Here is a 17,385-nt window from a genome sequence, read left to right as displayed (position 1 = left end):
GCCCAACGTTTATGATTCCCCCCTTACTTACTCAGTGCGCTGATAATACTGAACATTGGCAGGAACATCCCGGCCACGATTAATCCGACGATGGCCCCGAGAAACACAATCATAATCGGCTCGATAGCGGCAGTAAGGCCTTCAATGGCCTCTTCTACTTCGCGGTCATAAAAGTCGGCGACTTTAGCAAGCATAGTATCGAGGGCACCGGTTTCTTCGCCAATCGCCACCATGCTGACCACCATCGGCGGAAACACTGGACTGGCCGCGAGGCTGCCACTCATCTGTTCGCCGACCATCACCACGTTTTTGGCATTTTCGATGGTGTCTTCCACGATGGCGTTATTAGCCGTACCTTTAGTGATTTCCAAACTTTCAATGATATTGACGCCGCTGTTGATCAGTAGGCCAAAGGTGCGGGCGAAGCTGGCGATGGCGCTCCGCTGGATCAAGGTACCGAAAACAGGAATTTTTAATTTGAAATCATCAACGACACGCCGACCTTTTTTAGTCGCGTAATAATAGCGGTAGGCAAAAACGAGGGCCGCAACAATCAGAACGATCACAATGGTTTTCGTCTTCAAGAAGTCAGACATCGCCATCAAGACCCGAGTGAGTAGAGGCAATTCTGCACCAAGCTGTGTCAACATTCCCCCGAACTGCGGAACAATGGTAGTGAGCAGAAAATAAGTAATTAAGAGCGCAAAGACTAAAACAATCACTGGATAGGTCATGGCACTCTTGATCTTCCCGCGAGTTGCCAAATCTTTCTCTTGGAATTCAGCGATTCGCTCTAACACGCTGTCGAGCGTGCCGCTGGTTTCGCCTGCGCGCACCAAATTGATATAGAGGCGATTGAAGACCTTGGGAAACTTAGCAATCGCTTCAGACAGCGGCGTCCCCGCTTCGACATCATTGCGAACCTTGCGAACGACGTTTTGCAGCCCCTTATGTTCGATTTGACGCTGCAAAATAGTGAGCGATTGCACCAGCGGCACCCCGGCATTAATCAGGGTGGCGAGCTGCTTGGAGAAAATCGCAATCGGCTTGAGGCCTGGTGGGCGGTCACTCAGAAAGGGGATCTTAAGGTCGTTGAGATCGGTCTGCATCCCGCCTTTGGGGGCTTTGATGTCGACGATCAGGAGACCCTTGGCACGCAACGAGTCGCGCACCTGAGCAATGGTGTCCGCTTCAGTTTGGGATTTGAGAATCTTGCCGCTGCGATCACGCACGCGGTATTCAAAGACCGGCATGCAGTGAGTATAGTCGGTGAAGTCTTGCGCTGGACTTACAGCCGCCCGCAAGGCCCGACTCAAACTGGAGAACTTTATTCATGCCGCCCAACCCTTCCCCCAAATCCGACTTAATACAGCCGTGGCCGCAAGCTTTAGCAGCCTTGGCAAGCGGCCAAGTCATCGGCTTTCCCACCGAAACCGTTTGGGGAATGGGCGCAGATGCCCGTTCTCCCAGCGCCGTCCAAGCTTTGTCGCGTCTCAAAGGCCGCCCCGAAGGCAAGGCTTTGCAAGTCTGCTGCGCCGATACTGAGCAGGCCCGCCACCTCGCTGAGTCAGGGCAGCCTCTCTTTGAAGCGCTCCTTACGCTGCTGCCCGGTCCGCTTACCTTGGTGGCCCAAGCCTCCTCCGCTTGCCCGCCTTGGTTGAGTTTTGAAGGCAAAGTGGGTCTGCGCGTGCCGCGCTACGCCCTGACGCAAGAACTCCTCCAGCGTTGGGAAGGCCCGCTGGCGACCACCAGCTTCAATCCAGCGGGTCAGCCGAGCGCTCTGACATGGGCTGAGGCGCAGCGTTATGGGTTGGCCAGCGTGCTACTGAGCGGCGAAACTGAGCCTGGCGGACTGCCCAGCACCGTCGTGGACTGTCAAACCGGACAAATTCTGCGTGAAGGAGCTGTTCCGGCCAGCGTCATTCATACTTTCACCGCTCAGTTCTTGGCAAAGCGGTGAGAGCTTTGATCGGCGCGGCGCTGCTGGCGGCTGGCCGTCCGGTCAGGGCTGCCGAACTCGCCAAGCTGTTTGAACTCCCGGAGGCTCAGGTCGCTGCGGCGCTGCAAAGCTTCATTGGCGAAGTTCAGCAAGCGGACTTGGGCTTTCAAGTCGAAGCCGTGGCGGGCGGCTACCGCTTGGTGGTGCCGCCCGCACTGGCCCAGCAACTTGCGCCCCTGCTCGCCCCGCCGCCGCTGCCGAGTCTGTCAGGCGCGGCGCTCGAAGTTTTGGCCATCATCGCTTACCGTCAGCCGGTGATGCGGGCCGAAATCGAAGCGATGCGCGGCGGCAGCGCCGGTACGGTCGTCACTTTGCAGGAGCGCGAACTCATCAAAGTGGTGGGCCGCTCTGAAGCGCTCGGCCAGCCGCTGCTCTACGGCACCACGGAGCGCTTTTTGCTGGAATTTGGGTTGCGAAGTTTGGCTGACTTGCCGCCGCTGCTCTCAGAGGGCACAGAATTCAGTCAGTTGCTGCGCGGGTAGACTTAGCTCATCAAAAAATTCTTGACGACTTCGTTCATCTCTGCGCCGTCCATCAAAAAAGCGTCGTGGCCGTGCGGACTTTCGAGCTGCCAATACTGCACATTTTGCAAGTTCATCGCCTGTGCCCGCACTTCTGAAGCTGGATACAACTGATCGCTGGAAATACCCACCACCAAAGCGGGCGTTCCGATCAACTTCAAATCGGCGTCGCTGAGCTCAAAGGTGTCGATTGCGTGAGTCAGGGCCAAATAACTGCGCTCGCAAAAGCGCTCAGCCAGCTTTTGCCCCTGATATTCGAGGTAAGTGGAAATAGCCGCCCTGCCAGCTTGACGCGAACTCGGCCCCGCTTGGGTCTGCGCAAAACTCTGCGGTGAGCGGTAACTCAGCATGGCGATCTGACGAGCGACTTTTAAGCCCTCGCCGCCGGGAGCCGCCAAAATGGCGCTACGGGCAGCGGTATTCAGTCCGGTGGCCCAGGGCGAGTGCCGTGCGGGAGCGCCGATCATCACCGCTTTGGTGATCAGATCAGGAAAACTGTGCAGCCAAGCATAAGCCAGCATGCCGCCCATGCTGCCGCCCACCACGCTGACTTTCTCCACGCCCAAAAAGCGCAGCAGTTCGCGCTGAACCCGCACCATATCCCGCAAAGTCAGCTCGCCCAGCCCCAGCTCCGCAGGTTCGCTGCTGCCCGCGCAGCCGCCCAACACATTGCTGCAAATGATGAATTGCCGGTCAGGATCAAGCGCTTTGCCGCGCCCGAACACGGCAGGCCACCACTGATGCACGGCGCTGTCGCCGGTCAGGGCGTGGAGCACCAGCACCGCGTCCGTACTGGGCCGCCCATACGCGTGGTAAGCCACCCGCACGTCGCTGACGACCTGTCCACTGTCGAGCAGCAGCGGAGCGTCACAGAACAAGACGACCGAACATCGCTCCGGCGTTTCGCTGGGCGGCTGAACAAATCTCGGCTCTCTTTGCACCGCCGTCATACCGACTCCAACACACCCACGAACGCCTGCGCGAAGTCTTCTTTGATGTCGTCAATGTGCTCGATGCCCACCGACACCCGCACCAAGCCCGGCGTGACGCCGCCTGCGGCCTGCGCGGCTCCATCCAGCTGCGAGTGGGTGGTGCTGGCCGGGTGAATCACCAGCGTTTTGGTGTCGCCCACGTTGGCGACGTGCTGGGCCAGCTTAACCCGTTCAATAAACGCTTCGCCCGCTGCCCTGCCGCCGGAAAGTTCAAAGGTCAGCACCCCGCCTGCACCGCGCGGCAAATACTTCTGGGCACGCTCAAAGTGTGGATGCGCCTCCAAACCCGGATAAGTGACTTTGCTGACTTCCGGCTGCTCCAAGAGCCACTTGGCGAGTGCCAGCGTGTTCTGGGCGTGCCGCTCGCCGCGCAAAGAAAGGGTTTCTAGGCCCTGTATAAAATTCCAAGCTTGCTGCGGAGCCAGGGTCGGGCCCAAGTCGCGCAGGCCCTCGGTGCGGGCACGCAAAATAAACGCCATATTCGGCAAGCCCAGCGCGTTGCCCTCGCCAAAGGCCTCCCAGAAATTCAGCCCGTGGTAACTGGGACTCGCTTCGGTCATCAGCGGATAACGCCCGTTGCCCCAGTTGAAGGTGCCGCCGTCCACGATGATTCCGCCGATGCCGTTGCCGTGCCCGCCGATCCACTTGGAAGCGCTTTCGACCAACAAATCTGCGCCGTGCTTGAGCGGCTGGCAAAAGTACCCGCCCGCGCCAAACGTGTTGTCCACGATGACGGCCACGCCTTTGGCATGCGCGGCAGCGCTGATGCTTTCAAAATCAGGGATATTGAGCGCCGGGTTGCCAATCGTTTCCAGATACACGGCGCGGGTCTTGTCGTCGATCAGCGCGGCAAACTCTTCGGCTCTTTCCTCGCCGGAAGTGAAGCGCACCTCGATGCCCAGTCTTGCCAAAGTGACTTTGAATTGATTGACCGTCCCGCCGTACAAATTGGGCGTGCTGACGATGTTGTCCCCATTTTGTGCCAGCGTGGTGATCGCCAGAAACTGCGCGGCGTGTCCGCTGGAGACGGCCAGCGCCGCCACGCCGCCCTCTAAGGCCGCCACGCGCTGCTCCAAGACGTCGGTAGTGGGATTCATGATCCGCGAGTAGATATTGCCGAAGGCCTGCAAGCCGAACAACTTGGCGGCGTGATCCGTAGACTCGAAGACATACGAATTGGTGTTGTAGATCGGTACGGCCTGAGCGCCAGTGGCAGGATCGGGTCTTTGTCCGGCGTGAACTTGCAGGGTTTCAAAGTGCTTATACGTCATAAAGTGGCCCTCCGGTGGGCTGAGAGAACTGCTGGGAGCCAATATAAAAAAGCCCCCCAGCCTACATCGGGAGGGAGTCAATAGAAAAAAAACCCTGCCCTTATCGTCGTCCCTGCGCGGTCATCGTTAACGCTTGCGCTGGGCCTTGGATGAAGCACCGTTGCCGCGATGAGGGCCGGTTGCTGCGCCGTCACTGAGCCAAATCTCTCAGGCGCTCTGGATAAGAGTGTTCTCACGCTTGGAGAACTCGGGTAGTCTAGCGGCTGGGCAGCGGAGGGTCAAGCCAACGCTCAGTAAATATGAAACCCGCTCAGGCCGCTGCTCTCGGCCCACTGGGCGTCCACACTTTCCACCACCGCGTGCTTGGGACCGCGTTTAAGCTGGTGCAGCAGCCGTTCCAAGTCTTCTTGGTGGCCCTCAGCGACGACTTCGACCCGCTCATCGTCGGTGTTCTCGGCGTAGCCCGACAAGCCGAGGTCGCGGGCGTAGCGCTGCACGTACAAGCGGTAGCCCACCCCCTGCACAGTTCCGGAAATCAGGGCGGTGAGGCGCTTCACAGCATCGTCAGCGGGCTAGAGAGCGCCGCCGCTTCCGGCAAGAAGTTGGGCACCATCGGCAGCGTCTGACCGTCTACGCCGACGAGTTCGCCGTAGAGCATATGCGGCGTGGTGGCCGTCACCCGCGCTTGATACAGCCCTGCACCAACCGCGCCCAGCGCTTTGGGAACCACGATCGGGTGGTTGCCCCGCGTGTGGCCTTCCAAGTGGCCTTCCGAGTAAGCGTCGCCACGCAGCAAGACTTCCTGAATACTGCCCTGAAAACGGGCGTTTTTCTTGGCGCTCCAGTCTTTTTGCACGGCAATGAGGCGCTGTAGCCGCTCGGTTTTGACTTCGCGCGGCAAGTCCTGAAAGTGCTGGTAACTCGGCGTGCCGGGCCTCGGCGAGTAGATGAACATGTAAGCCGAGTCGTAGCCCACTTCGTCATACAAGCTCAGCGTCTCCTGAAAATCTTCCTCAGTTTCGCCGGGAAAGCCCACGATAATGTCGGTGGCCAGTACCGCTTCCGGCATGTGCTTTCTGATCTGGGCAATGTGCGTCAGGTACTTCTCGCGGTTGTACTCGCGGGCCATCCGGCGCAGCACTCTGTCTGAGCCGCTCTGCACCGGCAAATGCACGAACTCGCAGACCGCTGGCGTCTCGCCCATCGCTGCCGCCACGTCTTCGGTAAAATTCATCGGGTGGCTGGTGGTGAATTTGATGCGCTGAATGCCGCTCGCGCCCACCATCCTGAGCAGTTCGGCGAAGCTGGGATAGCCCGCCAGTTTTGCGCCCGCGTCAAAGCCGTACGCGTTGACATTCTGGCCCAACAAAGTGACTTCCTTGACGCCTGCGCCGAGCAAACTGTCGAGTTCGCGCAAAATCAGGTCAGGGTGGCGGCTGACCTGCGGCCCCCGCGTGGTCGGCACGATGCAGTAGGTGCAGTGGTGGTCGCAGCCGCGCATGATGGTCAGGTGGGCTTGCAGTTTTCCGGTCGGTGGCGGTGGAATGTGGTCGTGGAGTTCGTCTTTGAAGTTCAGGCCCCAGAAGCGCTGGTTGCTTTCCAGCGCCTTGCCGATATCGAGCAGGCTGCCCGGCCCCAGCAGCACGTCGACTTCAAACTTGCGGGCAATCTGCTGGCCTTCTTCGAGTTGGGCGAGGCAGCCCATCATCCCGATCACCAGTGGACGCAGGGCTTTTTCCTTGCGGAGCTGGCCCAGCACGCTGCGAACTTTGTCCACCGGCTTGCCGCGCACCGCGCAGGTGTTGATCAGCACAAAGTCGGCGGCGTCGATAGAATCCACCATATCCGCGCCGAGCGAGACGAGTTGAGACTGAACCAAATGCGAGTCGTATTCGTTCATCTGGCAGCCGTAAGTAATCAAGTGTGCTTTCATGCGTCCTCCTGGGCGAGCTGGATGGATTCCAGAGCCACGGGTCAAGCAGGAATACTAGCGCAGTCTAAGGGCAAAAGGGGAGAGTCAAGGAATATATATAACTGGCTTTATCACTACGCAAGGGCAGATTGGCCACCGTCGCACTCCTCCAATGGTTTTGAAGCGCTTTTTTACCTGAGAGAGGCGCTGGCTGTAAGTAAGCTAAACTGCCCTCACTTTGCTGCTCCCCATCCTTACTGCCCCCACTGCCGCCGGAAAAACGGCCCTCGCCCTTAAACTGGCCCAGGCCTTCCCGCTCGAAATCGTGGCTGCTGACGCCTTCACCGTGTACCGGGGACTGGACATCGGCACGGCCAAACCCAGCGCCGCCGAGCAACAACAAGTCCCGCATCACCTGATCGATGTCACGAACGTCCAAGACTCTTTTGACGTGGCCCAGTGGCTGAGCCGGGCCGAAGCGGCCATCACCGATGTCCTCAGCCGCCAAAACATCCCGCTGATCGTCGGCGGAACTGGCTTTTACCTCAAAGCGCTCATGCGCGGTCTGCCGCTGACCCCACCCAGCGACCCCGCCGCCCGCGCCCAAATCGAAGCTGAACTCAGTGAGCGCGGCCTAGACGCTCTGCTGGCCGAAATCGCCGCCCTCAACCCCACCGAGGCCGCCAGGATGGAGCGCAATCCGCGCCGAGTCGTCCGCGCCCTAGAAATTCAGCGGCGCACTGGAAAATTTCCGGTTGAATTCGGCACCACCCAGCCCGCCCACACTTACCGAGTCTTTGCCTTTACACAGCCCGACTTAGAACAGCGCATCAAAACCCGCGTAGACGCCATGCTGGCCGCAGGCTGGCCGGAGGAAGCGGCGTGGCTGGTCAGCCAAATTTCGCCTGAATCTTCCGCCACCGTTTGGCAAGCCCTCGGCTACACGGCTGCGCTGGCCCTTGCACGCGGAGAACTGACCCAGCTCCAAGCCGCCGCTCAAATCAGTCTCCAGAGCCGCCAATATGCCAAGCGTCAGTTGACGTGGGCCAGAACCCAGCTCGGCGCGGAAATTCAAACCCGGGCGCAAGTGGAAGCTGACTTACAAGCGCTGCTGTCCTGCGCCCAGGAGCGCCCGCGCACGTCTAAACTAACGCCGTGAGCTCGCCTTCCAGCCAAAACGTCCTCGACTTACCCGAATTCCGCGCGATGCTGCTGGCCGCCGTCACCAGCACTTTGGCCAGCCGCGCGGTGGCCCTGACGCTGGCCTATCAGCTTTACCAGATCACCAAAAACCCGCTGACGCTGGGCCTGTTGGGATTGGTGGAAGCTATCCCAGCGCTCAGCCTCGCTCTGTTCGGTGGCGTGGTCGCCGACAGAAATGACCGCCGCCGCATTCTCCTCTTCACCATCAGCGTGGAAGTCATTTGCGCCCTGTGCTTTGCGCTTTACGCTCCGCACGCTCCCACTTCCGGCATTTGGCCGCTGCTGAGCCTGATTTTTGTCCTCGGCCTCGCACGCGGCTTCTCGGATCCGGCGCTGCCCGCTTTTCAGGCTCAGGTGGTGCCGCGTGAACTGTTGCTGCGGGCCTCGGCGTGGCGCTCCAGCGCGGGTCAAGCGGCTTCCATCGCTGGCCCGGCACTCGGCGGCGTCCTCTACGCCAGCATCGGCGCGGGCGGCTCCTACACCTTCGCCTTCGTGCTGCTGCTCGTCTCGCTGGGCTGCGTCGCTTTCGTCAAGTCCAAGCCCGTTCCCCGCTTCAAAGTGGGTGAGCCGTTTGTTCAGAGCATCAAAGAAGGACTGGCTTTCGTGGTGCAGCGGCAAGTCTTGGTCGGCAGCATGGCGCTCGATTTGTTCAGCGTGCTGTTCGGCGGCGCGGTGGCGCTGCTGCCCATTTTCGCCTCCGACATTCTCAAGGTCGGCCCCACCGGTCTCGGCGTGCTGGTGTCGGCTCCCAGCGTGGGCGCACTGGCGGTGATGCTCTACGCCACCAAGCACCCGCCGGGCAAAGGCGCAGGCCGCATCCTGCTGAGCGCCATCGCCGGCTTTGGCCTCAGCATCATGGTGTTCGGCTTCTCGCGCAACTTTTACCTGAGCGTGGCCGCACTCATCGCCACCGGCATTTTTGACGGGATCAGCATGGTGATTCGCAGCGCCACTTTGCAACTCAAAGCGCCCGATCACATGCGCGGACGGGTGAATGCCGTCAGTGGGATGTTTATCGGTGCGAGCAACGAACTGGGCGCTTTTGAAAGCGGCGTGGCGGCCAAGCTGCTCGGCACCGCCCGCAGTGTTTGGCTCGGCGGCATCGTGACGTTGATCGTGGTGGGCGTCACCGCTTATCTGGCCCCCGAACTGCGGGCGATGGACCTTACCGACATTGCCGAAGACTTGCCCTTAACCGAACCGCCGTCCACTTCCACGCAAGTGTCGTGACCGCTCCTGTCTTCACCCGCGCTCCAGCCCGGCCTGCTCAGATCGGCCTGCCGCCCGCTTCCCGCGCCGCCAAAAACGCTTTGACACTCTGCGCGGCCCGGGCGTTCATGCCCGGAATGCGGGCAATATCGTCCAGGCTGGCCGCTCCCAAGTCTTCCAAGCTGGAAAAATGCTCCATCAGCGCAAACTGGCGCTTCTCACCGATGCCCGGCAGATCGTCGAAGACGCTTTTGAGCATGTCCTGGCCGCGAAGCTTGCGGTGATAGGTGACAGCGTAGTGGTGAACTTCGTCGCGCACGCCGATCAGGACCCGCAGCGCCGGATGGGTCTTGGGCAGCAGCAGCTCGCGGCTTACGCCCACCTCGCTGCCGCCGGTCAGCCAAAACTGTGCGCCGTAGCGTCCGGGCAAAATCAGGGTTTCCTCGCGCTTGGCCAGCCCCACCAGCGGCACATTGACCCCGACTTCCTTCATGGCGTCCAGCGCCGCGTTGACTTGCCCGCGCCCGCCGTCGATCAAGATCAAATCTGGCAGCGGCAATTTATCCGACAAGCTGCCGGAAAACCTGCGGACAATCGTCTGGCGCATCGCCAGGTAATCGTCGGGATGATCCAATCCTTTGACTTTGAAGCGGCGGTGCTCGCTCTTGCGTGCCCGCCCGCCTTCAAACACCACCATTCCTGAGACGATATTGGTGCCGAACAAATTGGAATTGTCGTAGCCCTCGATTCGCCAGGGCCGCTCCGGTAAGGCCAACACCTCGCGCAGCGCGTCCAAGCCCGGATGATCGCCCCGGCGCTCCAGTAAGGCCAGCTCGGATTCCAAGCCGGTCTGGGCGTTGCGCTGGGCCATCTCGGTCAGCTCCGTTTTATCGCCGCGTTTGGGCAGCCGCATTTCGACTTTGCGCCCCGAGCGCTCGCTCAGCACCTGCGTCCACAGCGGCGCGTCGGCGTATTCGGCGGGCAGCAAAATCAGCGGCGGCACGTGGGTGGCCTGCGCGTAGTAATCCTGCACGAAGGCCCCCAGAATTTCGCCGCCTTCACTTTCGTCGGCCCCCGTCAAAAAGCGCTTGTCGCGCCCGACCACCCGCCCGCCGCGCATCCGGAACAGCTGCACCATGGCAAACTCGCCGGCCTGCGCGTAGCCCAAAAAGTCCAAATCCTCGCTGCTGGTCTGCAAGGCGGCCTGCTCGGTGCCGAAGAGTTTCTCGACTGCTTGTAAGCGGTCACGCAGCCGCCCGGCCTGCTCGAAATCTTGCCCCTGGGCAGCTTCTTTCATGTCCACTTTGAGCTGAGCCACCACGCCCGCCGCCCGCCCTTCGAGAAGCGCTTTGACGTCGTCGACCACCCGCGCATACTCCGCCGGATCTGCTCTGTCCACGCACGGCCCCAGACACCTGCCCATGTGGTAATTCAGGCACGGGCGCGGCTTTTTTTGCATCGGCAAGCCTGAATTCTTACGCAGCGGAAACATGGTGTCGATCAAGTGTTTGACCCGCCGAACCGCCGAAGCATCTGGATACGGCCCGTAATAACTCGCTCCGTCTTTAATGACCCGGCGGGTGATGACCAGCATCGGAAACTTCTCGTGGGTCAGCTTCAAAAACGGGTAATGCTTGTCGTCTTTCAGCAGCACATTGTAATAAGGGCGATGCTGCTTGATCAGGTTGGCTTCCAATACCAGCGCTTCCACTTCGTTTTTGGCCGAAATAAATTCGAGTTCCAGCGCCTCACGGGTGAATCTCCCCGATTTGCCGCCCGCTTTGAAGTGCTGACCCACCCGGCTTCTCAGGTTGTTGGCCTTACCGATATAAATCGGCGTGCCGGTTTTGCCGCGAAAAATGTACACGCCGGGCGTGGTCGGCAACACCGGCAAATCATCAAAATGCATAGTCTGATTTTAGCCAAAGCGGTACGTCCAAACCGTGCCAGCGGAACATGAAGGCCAGCTTTATGCGCCAATGGCCACTGTGTTTTAAACTTATTTCAACGAGGGAGTAGCCACCTACCGAGGTAGGGGATGATGTCGTCAGTACGGGCGTATAGCCCCGGCACATCCACAATAGGCGAGATTCGGCACGCGCTGACGTGTCGAATATTTCTGTGCTGTTAGCGCCGTGCAAAGGGAAACGGCAATGGACTTTTTGACAACGCTAGAGTGGCTCGGCAAACCCGCTTGGATGTGGATCATGTTCCTGGGTGTGGTCATCACGCTGCTGGCCTTTGATTTAGGCGTCTTAGAAAAGCGCCGCAAAAACAAACTCGCCCCAGACGACGACGGAAGTATGGGGATTGCGCAAAGCCTTAAGCTCTCGGCTTTTTACATCGCAATTGCTCTCATTTACGGCGCATGGCTTTGGCTTTCTTTAGGCCGCGAATCCGGCATGGCTTTTTATACCGGCTTCGCCCTAGAAAAAGCCCTCGCCTTAGATAATGTCTTTGTCATCAGCTTGATCTTTGCTTTCTTCGCTATTCCTATCACGTTGCAGCGCCGCGTACTGTTGTGGGGCATTCTGGGCGTGATTGTCCTCAGGGCCATCATGATTGGCCTCGGCACCGCTTTGGTCACGCAATTTGATTGGGTCTTGTGGATTTTTGGCGCGTTCTTGCTGTTTACCGGCATCAAAATGCTCAAAGACGGTGGCGACGACCACGACTTTTCTAATAACAAGCTGCTGATCTGGCTCAAAAAGCGCTTGCCGATCACTGAGGAACTACACGGCGAGCGCTTCATCATCAAAAGGACTGTTGATGGCAAGCTGAAAACCTTCGTCACACCGCTATTTTTGGCTTTGATTATGGTGGAACTCATTGATGTGGTGTTCGCAGTAGATTCTATTCCGGCCATCTTTGCCATCACCCAAGACCCGTTCATCGTTTATACCTCTAACATTTTCGCCATTCTGGGCCTGCGGGCGCTGTATTTCGCGCTGGCCGCGATGGTTCACCGCTTCGCTTACCTCAAGCCCGCCCTCTCGCTGGTGTTGGTCTTCATTGGCCTCAAGATCTTTTATTCTCAACTCTGGGGCAAGCTGGATCCGGCCATCAGTCTGAGCGTCACTTTGGCGCTGCTCCTCGGCGGCGTGGTCGTCAGTTTAATCAAAACCAAACCGGCAGCCGCCAACTAAACTCAGCTTTAATCTTACGGACTCAGCCATGTACGGGCCGAGTCCATTTGGGCTGTAATGAAGTAAAGGATGAGCAATTTACCAACGCTGCCTTCATCCACCAGCTTCTAGACTGCTGGCATGACTGCCACCCCGCCCGCCCGTAAAGACGTGCCCCGCGAGCAAACCTGGGACATCGAAGCCCTCTACGCCACGCCCCAAGACTGGGACACCGAAGCGGCGGCGCTGGCCCAAGACGCGGCGTCTCTGGGCCGCTACGCGGGAACGCTGGGCCAATCGCCCGAAGCGCTCGCCGGGTACCTGAGCGCCTGTGAAGCGGTCAGGATGCGCCTGACCCGCTTGATGTCGTATGCCGGCATGGCCGCCAGCGTGGACGGAAAAGACACCGAAGCCGCCGCTCGCCGTGACCGGGCTTCCTCGCTCGGCAGCGTCTTTGCTGCCGCGACCGCTTTTGAAAGCCCCGAACTGCTGGCCCTCGACGAAAAGGCCGTGCGCCCGTGGCTGACCCGTCCCGACCTTGCGGACTTTGCGGTGATGGTCGAGCGCGTCTGGCGGGGCCGTCCGCACATTCGCAGCGCTGAAGTCGAAGAACTGCTGGGCTTGGTGCAGGCCCCCTTTGCCAGCGAGCGCGGCATTCATCCGGCCTTGGCCAACATGGATTTAGATTTTGGACAAGTCGGCGGCGTCCAAATCGGTCAGGGCAACATCGACCGCTTGATTGCCGACCCAGACCGCCAAATTCGCCAGCAGGCCTGGGAGTCCTACGCCGACGCCCACCTGTCGGCCCAGCACACCATGGCAGCTGCCCTGTCGACGCACGTGCGCCAAAACGTCTTTATGGCCCGCGCCCGCCGCTACCCCGACGCGCTGACAGCTGCCCTGACGTCCGACCACATTCCCACGGCCGTTTTTCACACCCTGATCGACACGTACAAAGCCAATATTCACATCTGGCACCGCTACTGGCAGGTGCGCCGACGCTGGTTGGGCCTGGATCAACTGCGCGAATACGACGTCAAAGCGCCCCTGGTCAGCCCACCGCCACTGTCTTACCAGGAATCTGTGGACGCCATCTGCGCCGGGATGCAGCCGCTGGGCGACGACTACGTTTCGCAGATGCGCTCGGGCCTGACCACCGAGCGCTGGGTCGATTACGCCAACAACGCGGGCAAGCGTCAAGGCGCGTACAGCAATGGCGGGGCCAGAGTCAAGCCGTACATTTTCATGAGCTTTCAGGGCGGACTCAGCAGCATGAGCACCCTCGCCCACGAGATCGGCCACAGTATGCACTCGCACCTCGCCCAGCAGGCGCAGGCCAGCAGCGTGCCGCGCTATACGCTGTTTGCCGCCGAAGTCGCCAGCAATTTCAATCAGGCGATGGTGCGCCACCACCTGTTTGCGACCAATACCGATCCTACGTTTGAAGTGGCTCTGATTGAAGAAGCCGTGTCCAACTTTCACCGCTACTTTTTCATTATGCCGACGCTGGCCCGCTTCGAGCTGGAAATTCACCGCCGCATAGAAGCGGGAGAGAGTCTGAGCGCCCCCGACCTCAACACCCTAATGGCCGACCTCCTGCAAGACGGCTACGGTGAGGGCGTTCAAGTCGACCGCGAGCGCAGCGGCATCACCTGGGGCGAATTTTCCACCCACCTCTACGCCAATTTTTACGCTTACCAGTACGCCACCGGCATCAGCGCCGCCCACCAACTCCGGGCCGGTTTTGACGCTGATCCCGAAACGGCCCGCACCAAATACCTGCAATTTCTCTCGGAAGGCGGCAGGCTTGACCCGCTCGACGCCCTCAGCGCGGCGGGAGTGGATCTGAGCACGGCCCGCCCAGTGGAGGAGACCTTCAAGGTGCTGAGCGGTTACGTGGACCGGCTGGAAGTTTTGCTGAGCGAGAGAACCTGAAACCTGTCTTCAAAAAAATGCCCCCTTCGCTTTATGGCGAGGGGGCATTTCTTCTCTCTTTTCTCCTCTAGGCCTCTGCTGCTGGCCGCTCTCCCAGCCGGTCCACGTACTTCCTCGCCGCTGCCAGAGCGTCTTCCATGCTGTCCATTTTCCGCTTGACGGTGTGCCGGGATACGTCGCGCCCGTCCACGCTGATTTTCCAGGTCTGCGCCGCGCCGCCTCTCAGCGGCCCACTGGTAAACTGCGGCAGTTGCGGGCGCTCAATTTTGATGCGGTGGCCTAAATAAAATTCGTCCATGCCGAGTAGGGTAGCGCTTTTCGGCGAAAAACAAATTCTTCACCACTTAAGGTCACCGTGAAACCCCGCACCCATGTGTAAAATCTTCTCCATGACCCGCAGCGCCGTCCTTGTTCTCAATGCTGGCTCCAGTAGCCTCAAATACCAACTGATCAGCGGTTCCGAGCGTCTCCTGAGCGGCTTAGTGGAGCGTATCGGCGAGCCTGGGGGAGACCCCGACCACGCCGTTGCCCTGAGGCGCATCCTTGCCGGACTCCCAGAAGACGTCACGGTGCGGGCCGTCGGCCACCGGGTCGTCCACGGCGGCGAAGCCTTCCGGCAAGCCACTTTGATTACGCCGGAGGTCCTCAGCGCTCTGGCCGAGCTCTCCAGCCTCGCGCCGCTGCACAACCCGCCCGCCGTGCAGGGCATCGAGGCGGCCCTCGCCAGCTTGCCCGGCGTGCCGAACGTCGCTGTTTTCGATACGGCTTTTCACGCTACTTTGCCGCCGAAAGCCTACCTTTACGCTCTGCCGTACCGGCTCTACACCCAAGACGGCATCCGGCGCTACGGCTTTCACGGCACCTCGCACGCTTATGTTTCGCGGCGGGCCAGCGAAATTCTGGGCGGTGTGGAAAAACTCGTGACGCTTCACCTCGGCAACGGAGCCAGCGCTGCCGCCGTGCAAAGCGGCCAAAGCGTAGACACCAGCATGGGCCTGACCCCGCTGGAAGGTTTGGTGATGGGCACCCGCAGCGGCGATATCGACGCGGGCGCGGTGCTGCGGCTCTCAGAAAAATATGGCCTTCAAGAAACCTCGACCCTGCTCAACAAAGAGAGCGGCCTGAGGGGACTTTCCGGCGTTTCCAACGACCTGCGCGACGTGCGGGCCGCAGACACCGAGCAGGCCCGCCTCGCTCTGGCGGTGATGACTTACCGCATCATCAAACAGGTGGGGGCTTACGCGGCGGCCATGAACGGCTTAGACGCGCTGGTTTTCACAGGCGGCGCGGGCGAAAACGACGTCCAACTTCGCGCCGACGTGCTGAGCGGCCTGAGCTTTCTCGGCTTTGAAGTGGACGCGGCGGCCAACCGTGTCAGCGGGAAAGAGCGGCGCATCACCACGCCGCAGAGTAGGCCCGCTTTCGTCATTCCCACCGACGAGGAAGGCGAAATCGCCCGCCAAACGCAGGAAGTGGTGGGCCGGTAGATGCTGCTGCTGGTGCACGCCGCCCTTACCTTCATGCTGGTCGGGCTGATTCTCACGGTTCAACTGGTGCATTACCCGCTGTTTGCACGGGTGGGCGCGACGACTTGGCCCGCGTATGAGCGCGAACACCAAAACAGAATCACGTTCCTGGTCGGCCCGCTGATGCTCGCCGAACTGCTCAGCGCGGGGTGGCTGGCCCTGCACCCGCCGCCCCCCTTGCCGAGTTGGAGTGTCTGGCTCGGCCTCGCGCTCACTTTGCTGATCTGGCTGTCCACCGCTCTTGTTCAGTCCCCGCTGCATGGCCGCTTGTCTGCCGCTTTTGACGCCCGACTGCACCGCCAACTGGTGGTCGGCAACTGGTTTCGCACACTGGTCTGGTTGCTGCGCGGCGGCCTGTGTCTGTGGTGGCTGACGCTGCTGCTCTAAGAGTAAAAAAGATTCAGCGCTGAACGAAGCCTGCGCCGTTCTTATAATTTGAGCAATAAAATTGCTTTTGAGATTCTTATACCCAAAGCAGACGCAATTTAAAATTGTTTTATGGTATTCTGCCTCTATGAAGTTGCTAGAGATCTCCCGACCCTCCCGACCCCAAACCGACTATCCCGAACACACGTTGCTGACTCCCGGCCCCACGCCGATTCATCCCCGCGCCATGAAAGCGCTGACCCGCCCGATGCTGGGTCACATGGATGAAGAAGTGTTTAAGCTCAACCGCGCTATCCAAGCCGACTTGCGCGAGATGTACGGCACCGCGCCCGGAGCCTTCACGGCGCTGCTGGCCGGAACCGGTTCGCTGGGCATGGAAGCCGGATTTGCCAACTTGGTCGAACAAGGCGATGAAGTCTTAATCTGCGCCAACGGCTCGTTTGGCCGCCGAATGGCTGAAATGGCGGCCCGCTACGGCGCGAACGTGCGTCTGGTCACCGCTCCCCTGGGCGAAGCCATCAACCCGGGTGACGTGGCCGACCAGTTGGGTAACGCGCAGATGGTGGCCGTCGTTCACGGTGAAACCAGCACCGGCGTGCTCAATCCAGTGCCGGAAATTGCCGAAATCGTGCGGCGCAGCGGCGCTTTGCTGACGGTCGACGCCGTGACCACCGCTGGCATGGAGCCGTTTGAAATGCAGGCTTGGGGCGTGGATTACGTCTACACCGGAGCGCAAAAGTGCTTGTCGGCCCCGCCGGGACTCGCGCCAGTCGCCATCAGCGAACGCGCTTTTGCCCGCTTTGCCGCCCGCCGCCAGCCCACGCCGCTGTGGTACTGCGACTTTGAAGGTCTGCGTGGGTACTGGCTGGAGCAGACCTACCACCACACTGTGCCGGTCAATCTGCACTTTGCGTTTGCCGAAGCGCTCCGCGCCGCACTGGAAGAAGGCTTGCCTGAGCGTGCCGCCCGCGTGCGAATGATGGGGGCGGCGATTACCACTGCCCTCACGCCGCTGGGTTTTTCACCTTATGTCAGGCGCGAACAAGACCGCTTGCCGACGGTGCTGGCGCTGCGCCTTCCGGAAGGTCTGGACGACGCGGCTGTGCGAAAAGAACTCCGCAAGCGCGAGATCAGCATCACTGGCGGCCTCGGCCCCACTGCCGGCCTGATCTGGCGGCTCGGCTTGATGGGCGAAGCGGCCCGACCCGCGCCGTACCGCATTTTAATGAGCGCTTTGGAAGACATTCTGAACGCGCCGGGCCTAGTGAAGCGCTTCGAAGCGGCTTTGGAACGCTAACTTGTAGG

General features: G+C 60.3%; 16 protein-coding genes and 1 riboswitch. Of the genes, 9 read left to right on the top strand and 7 right to left on the bottom strand.

Annotation, left to right across the window (positions count from 1 at the left end; genetic code table 11):
• Positions 1-23: 23 nt before the first annotated feature.
• The gene (locus FNU79_RS09475; RefSeq protein WP_143720608.1) at positions 24-1,253 is read right to left on the bottom strand and encodes a type II secretion system F family protein; all 1,230 of its coding nucleotides are present in this window, start codon (positions 1,251-1,253) and stop codon (positions 24-26) included.
• An 80-nt stretch (positions 1,254-1,333) separates the two neighbouring features.
• Between FNU79_RS09475 and FNU79_RS09470 the strand changes: the two genes are divergently transcribed.
• The gene (locus FNU79_RS09470; protein WP_143720607.1) at positions 1,334-1,960 is read left to right on the top strand and encodes an L-threonylcarbamoyladenylate synthase; all 627 of its coding nucleotides are present in this window, start codon (positions 1,334-1,336) and stop codon (positions 1,958-1,960) included.
• Positions 1,957-2,481: an SMC-Scp complex subunit ScpB gene (gene scpB, locus FNU79_RS09465; RefSeq protein WP_143720606.1), complete on the top strand. Its 525-nt coding sequence runs from the start codon at positions 1,957-1,959 to the stop codon at positions 2,479-2,481. Before FNU79_RS09470 ends, scpB begins: the two co-directional genes overlap by 4 nt.
• 2 nt (positions 2,482-2,483) lie before the next feature.
• Here scpB and FNU79_RS09460 read toward each other — a convergent pair whose 3' ends face one another.
• From FNU79_RS09460 to miaB, 4 genes are all read right to left on the bottom strand, one after another.
• Positions 2,484-3,470, bottom strand: a complete 987-nt coding sequence (locus tag FNU79_RS09460) for a homoserine O-acetyltransferase family protein (RefSeq protein WP_143720605.1) — start codon at positions 3,468-3,470, stop codon at positions 2,484-2,486.
• Positions 3,467-4,783, bottom strand: a complete 1,317-nt coding sequence (locus FNU79_RS09455) for an O-acetylhomoserine aminocarboxypropyltransferase/cysteine synthase family protein (RefSeq protein ID WP_143720604.1) — start codon at positions 4,781-4,783, stop codon at positions 3,467-3,469. Before FNU79_RS09455 ends, FNU79_RS09460 begins: the two co-directional genes overlap by 4 nt.
• A gap of 117 nt (positions 4,784-4,900) precedes the next feature.
• Positions 4,901-5,010: riboswitch (SAM riboswitch) on the bottom strand.
• Between the two features lie 63 nt (positions 5,011-5,073).
• Complete coding sequence (locus tag FNU79_RS09450) at positions 5,074-5,340, bottom strand: acylphosphatase (protein ID WP_124867707.1); 267 nt, start codon at positions 5,338-5,340, stop codon at positions 5,074-5,076.
• The gene (gene miaB, locus FNU79_RS09445) at positions 5,337-6,716 is read right to left on the bottom strand and encodes a tRNA (N6-isopentenyl adenosine(37)-C2)-methylthiotransferase MiaB (RefSeq protein ID WP_143720603.1); all 1,380 of its coding nucleotides are present in this window, start codon (positions 6,714-6,716) and stop codon (positions 5,337-5,339) included. The genes FNU79_RS09450 and miaB overlap by 4 nt, the downstream gene beginning before the upstream one ends.
• 217 nt (positions 6,717-6,933) lie before the next feature.
• Here miaB and miaA point away from each other — a divergent pair, with 217 nt between their 5' ends.
• Together miaA and FNU79_RS09435 are read left to right on the top strand one after the other, a co-directional pair.
• On the top strand, positions 6,934-7,854 hold the full coding sequence (miaA, locus tag FNU79_RS09440; RefSeq protein ID WP_143720602.1) for a tRNA (adenosine(37)-N6)-dimethylallyltransferase MiaA: 921 nt from the start codon (positions 6,934-6,936) through the stop codon (positions 7,852-7,854).
• Positions 7,851-9,128, top strand: coding sequence for an MFS transporter (locus FNU79_RS09435; RefSeq protein ID WP_225429998.1), 1,278 nt, complete (start codon positions 7,851-7,853; stop codon positions 9,126-9,128). Before miaA ends, FNU79_RS09435 begins: the two co-directional genes overlap by 4 nt.
• A gap of 37 nt (positions 9,129-9,165) precedes the next feature.
• Here the strand turns inward: FNU79_RS09435 and uvrC are convergent, their stop codons facing one another.
• Positions 9,166-11,016 carry an excinuclease ABC subunit UvrC gene (gene uvrC / locus FNU79_RS09430; protein ID WP_143720601.1) on the bottom strand — a complete coding sequence of 617 codons (1,851 nt, stop codon included), beginning with the start codon at positions 11,014-11,016 and terminating at the stop codon, positions 9,166-9,168.
• Positions 11,017-11,260: 244 nt separating this feature from the next.
• Between uvrC and FNU79_RS09425 the strand changes: the two genes are divergently transcribed.
• Positions 11,261-12,253 (top strand): TerC family protein, encoded by a 993-nt coding sequence (locus FNU79_RS09425; RefSeq protein WP_143720600.1) that lies wholly within the window; start codon positions 11,261-11,263, stop codon positions 12,251-12,253.
• Positions 12,254-12,373: 120 nt separating this feature from the next.
• On the top strand, positions 12,374-14,167 hold the full coding sequence (gene pepF / locus FNU79_RS09420; RefSeq protein WP_143720599.1) for an oligoendopeptidase F: 1,794 nt from the start codon (positions 12,374-12,376) through the stop codon (positions 14,165-14,167).
• Positions 14,168-14,234: 67 nt separating this feature from the next.
• On the opposite strand, the gene FNU79_RS09415 is transcribed toward pepF, so the two are convergent.
• Positions 14,235-14,465: a hypothetical protein gene (locus FNU79_RS09415; protein WP_124867693.1), complete on the bottom strand. Its 231-nt coding sequence runs from the start codon at positions 14,463-14,465 to the stop codon at positions 14,235-14,237.
• A 91-nt stretch (positions 14,466-14,556) separates the two neighbouring features.
• On the opposite strand from FNU79_RS09415, the gene FNU79_RS09410 reads away from it, so the two are divergent.
• The 3 genes from FNU79_RS09410 (at position 14,557) to FNU79_RS09400 (ending at position 17,377) form a co-directional block, all read left to right on the top strand.
• Positions 14,557-15,654, top strand: coding sequence for an acetate/propionate family kinase (locus FNU79_RS09410; RefSeq protein WP_143720598.1), 1,098 nt, complete (start codon positions 14,557-14,559; stop codon positions 15,652-15,654).
• Positions 15,655-16,080, top strand: a complete 426-nt coding sequence (locus tag FNU79_RS09405; RefSeq protein ID WP_143720597.1) for a hypothetical protein — start codon at positions 15,655-15,657, stop codon at positions 16,078-16,080.
• Between the two features lie 127 nt (positions 16,081-16,207).
• Positions 16,208-17,377, top strand: a complete 1,170-nt coding sequence (locus FNU79_RS09400) for an alanine--glyoxylate aminotransferase family protein (RefSeq protein WP_143720596.1) — start codon at positions 16,208-16,210, stop codon at positions 17,375-17,377.
• Positions 17,378-17,385: the final 8 nt, after the last annotated feature.

The organism is Deinococcus detaillensis, assembly GCF_007280555.1.
Classification (GTDB): Bacteria; Deinococcota; Deinococci; order Deinococcales; family Deinococcaceae; genus Deinococcus; species Deinococcus detaillensis.
This window is presented reverse-complemented; position numbering and strand designations above follow the sequence as displayed.

Coding starts and splice junctions, on each gene's coding strand:
- uvrC (WP_143720601.1), bottom strand. CDS start 11,016: ATGCATTTTGATGATTTGCCGGTGTTGCCGACCACGCCCGGCGTGTAC.
- FNU79_RS09455 (WP_143720604.1), bottom strand. CDS start 4,783: ATGACGTATAAGCACTTTGAAACCCTGCAAGTTCACGCCGGACAAAGA.
- FNU79_RS09475 (WP_143720608.1), bottom strand. CDS start 1,253: ATGCCGGTCTTTGAATACCGCGTGCGTGATCGCAGCGGCAAGATTCTC.
- FNU79_RS09400 (WP_143720596.1), top strand. CDS start 16,208: ATGAAGTTGCTAGAGATCTCCCGACCCTCCCGACCCCAAACCGACTAT.
- FNU79_RS09470 (WP_143720607.1), top strand. CDS start 1,334: ATGCCGCCCAACCCTTCCCCCAAATCCGACTTAATACAGCCGTGGCCG.
- pepF (WP_143720599.1), top strand. CDS start 12,374: ATGACTGCCACCCCGCCCGCCCGTAAAGACGTGCCCCGCGAGCAAACC.
- FNU79_RS09460 (WP_143720605.1), bottom strand. CDS start 3,470: ATGACGGCGGTGCAAAGAGAGCCGAGATTTGTTCAGCCGCCCAGCGAA.
- miaB (WP_143720603.1), bottom strand. CDS start 6,716: ATGAAAGCACACTTGATTACTTACGGCTGCCAGATGAACGAATACGAC.
- FNU79_RS09425 (WP_143720600.1), top strand. CDS start 11,261: ATGGACTTTTTGACAACGCTAGAGTGGCTCGGCAAACCCGCTTGGATG.
- FNU79_RS09410 (WP_143720598.1), top strand. CDS start 14,557: ATGACCCGCAGCGCCGTCCTTGTTCTCAATGCTGGCTCCAGTAGCCTC.
- FNU79_RS09415 (WP_124867693.1), bottom strand. CDS start 14,465: ATGGACGAATTTTATTTAGGCCACCGCATCAAAATTGAGCGCCCGCAA.
- FNU79_RS09405 (WP_143720597.1), top strand. CDS start 15,655: ATGCTGCTGCTGGTGCACGCCGCCCTTACCTTCATGCTGGTCGGGCTG.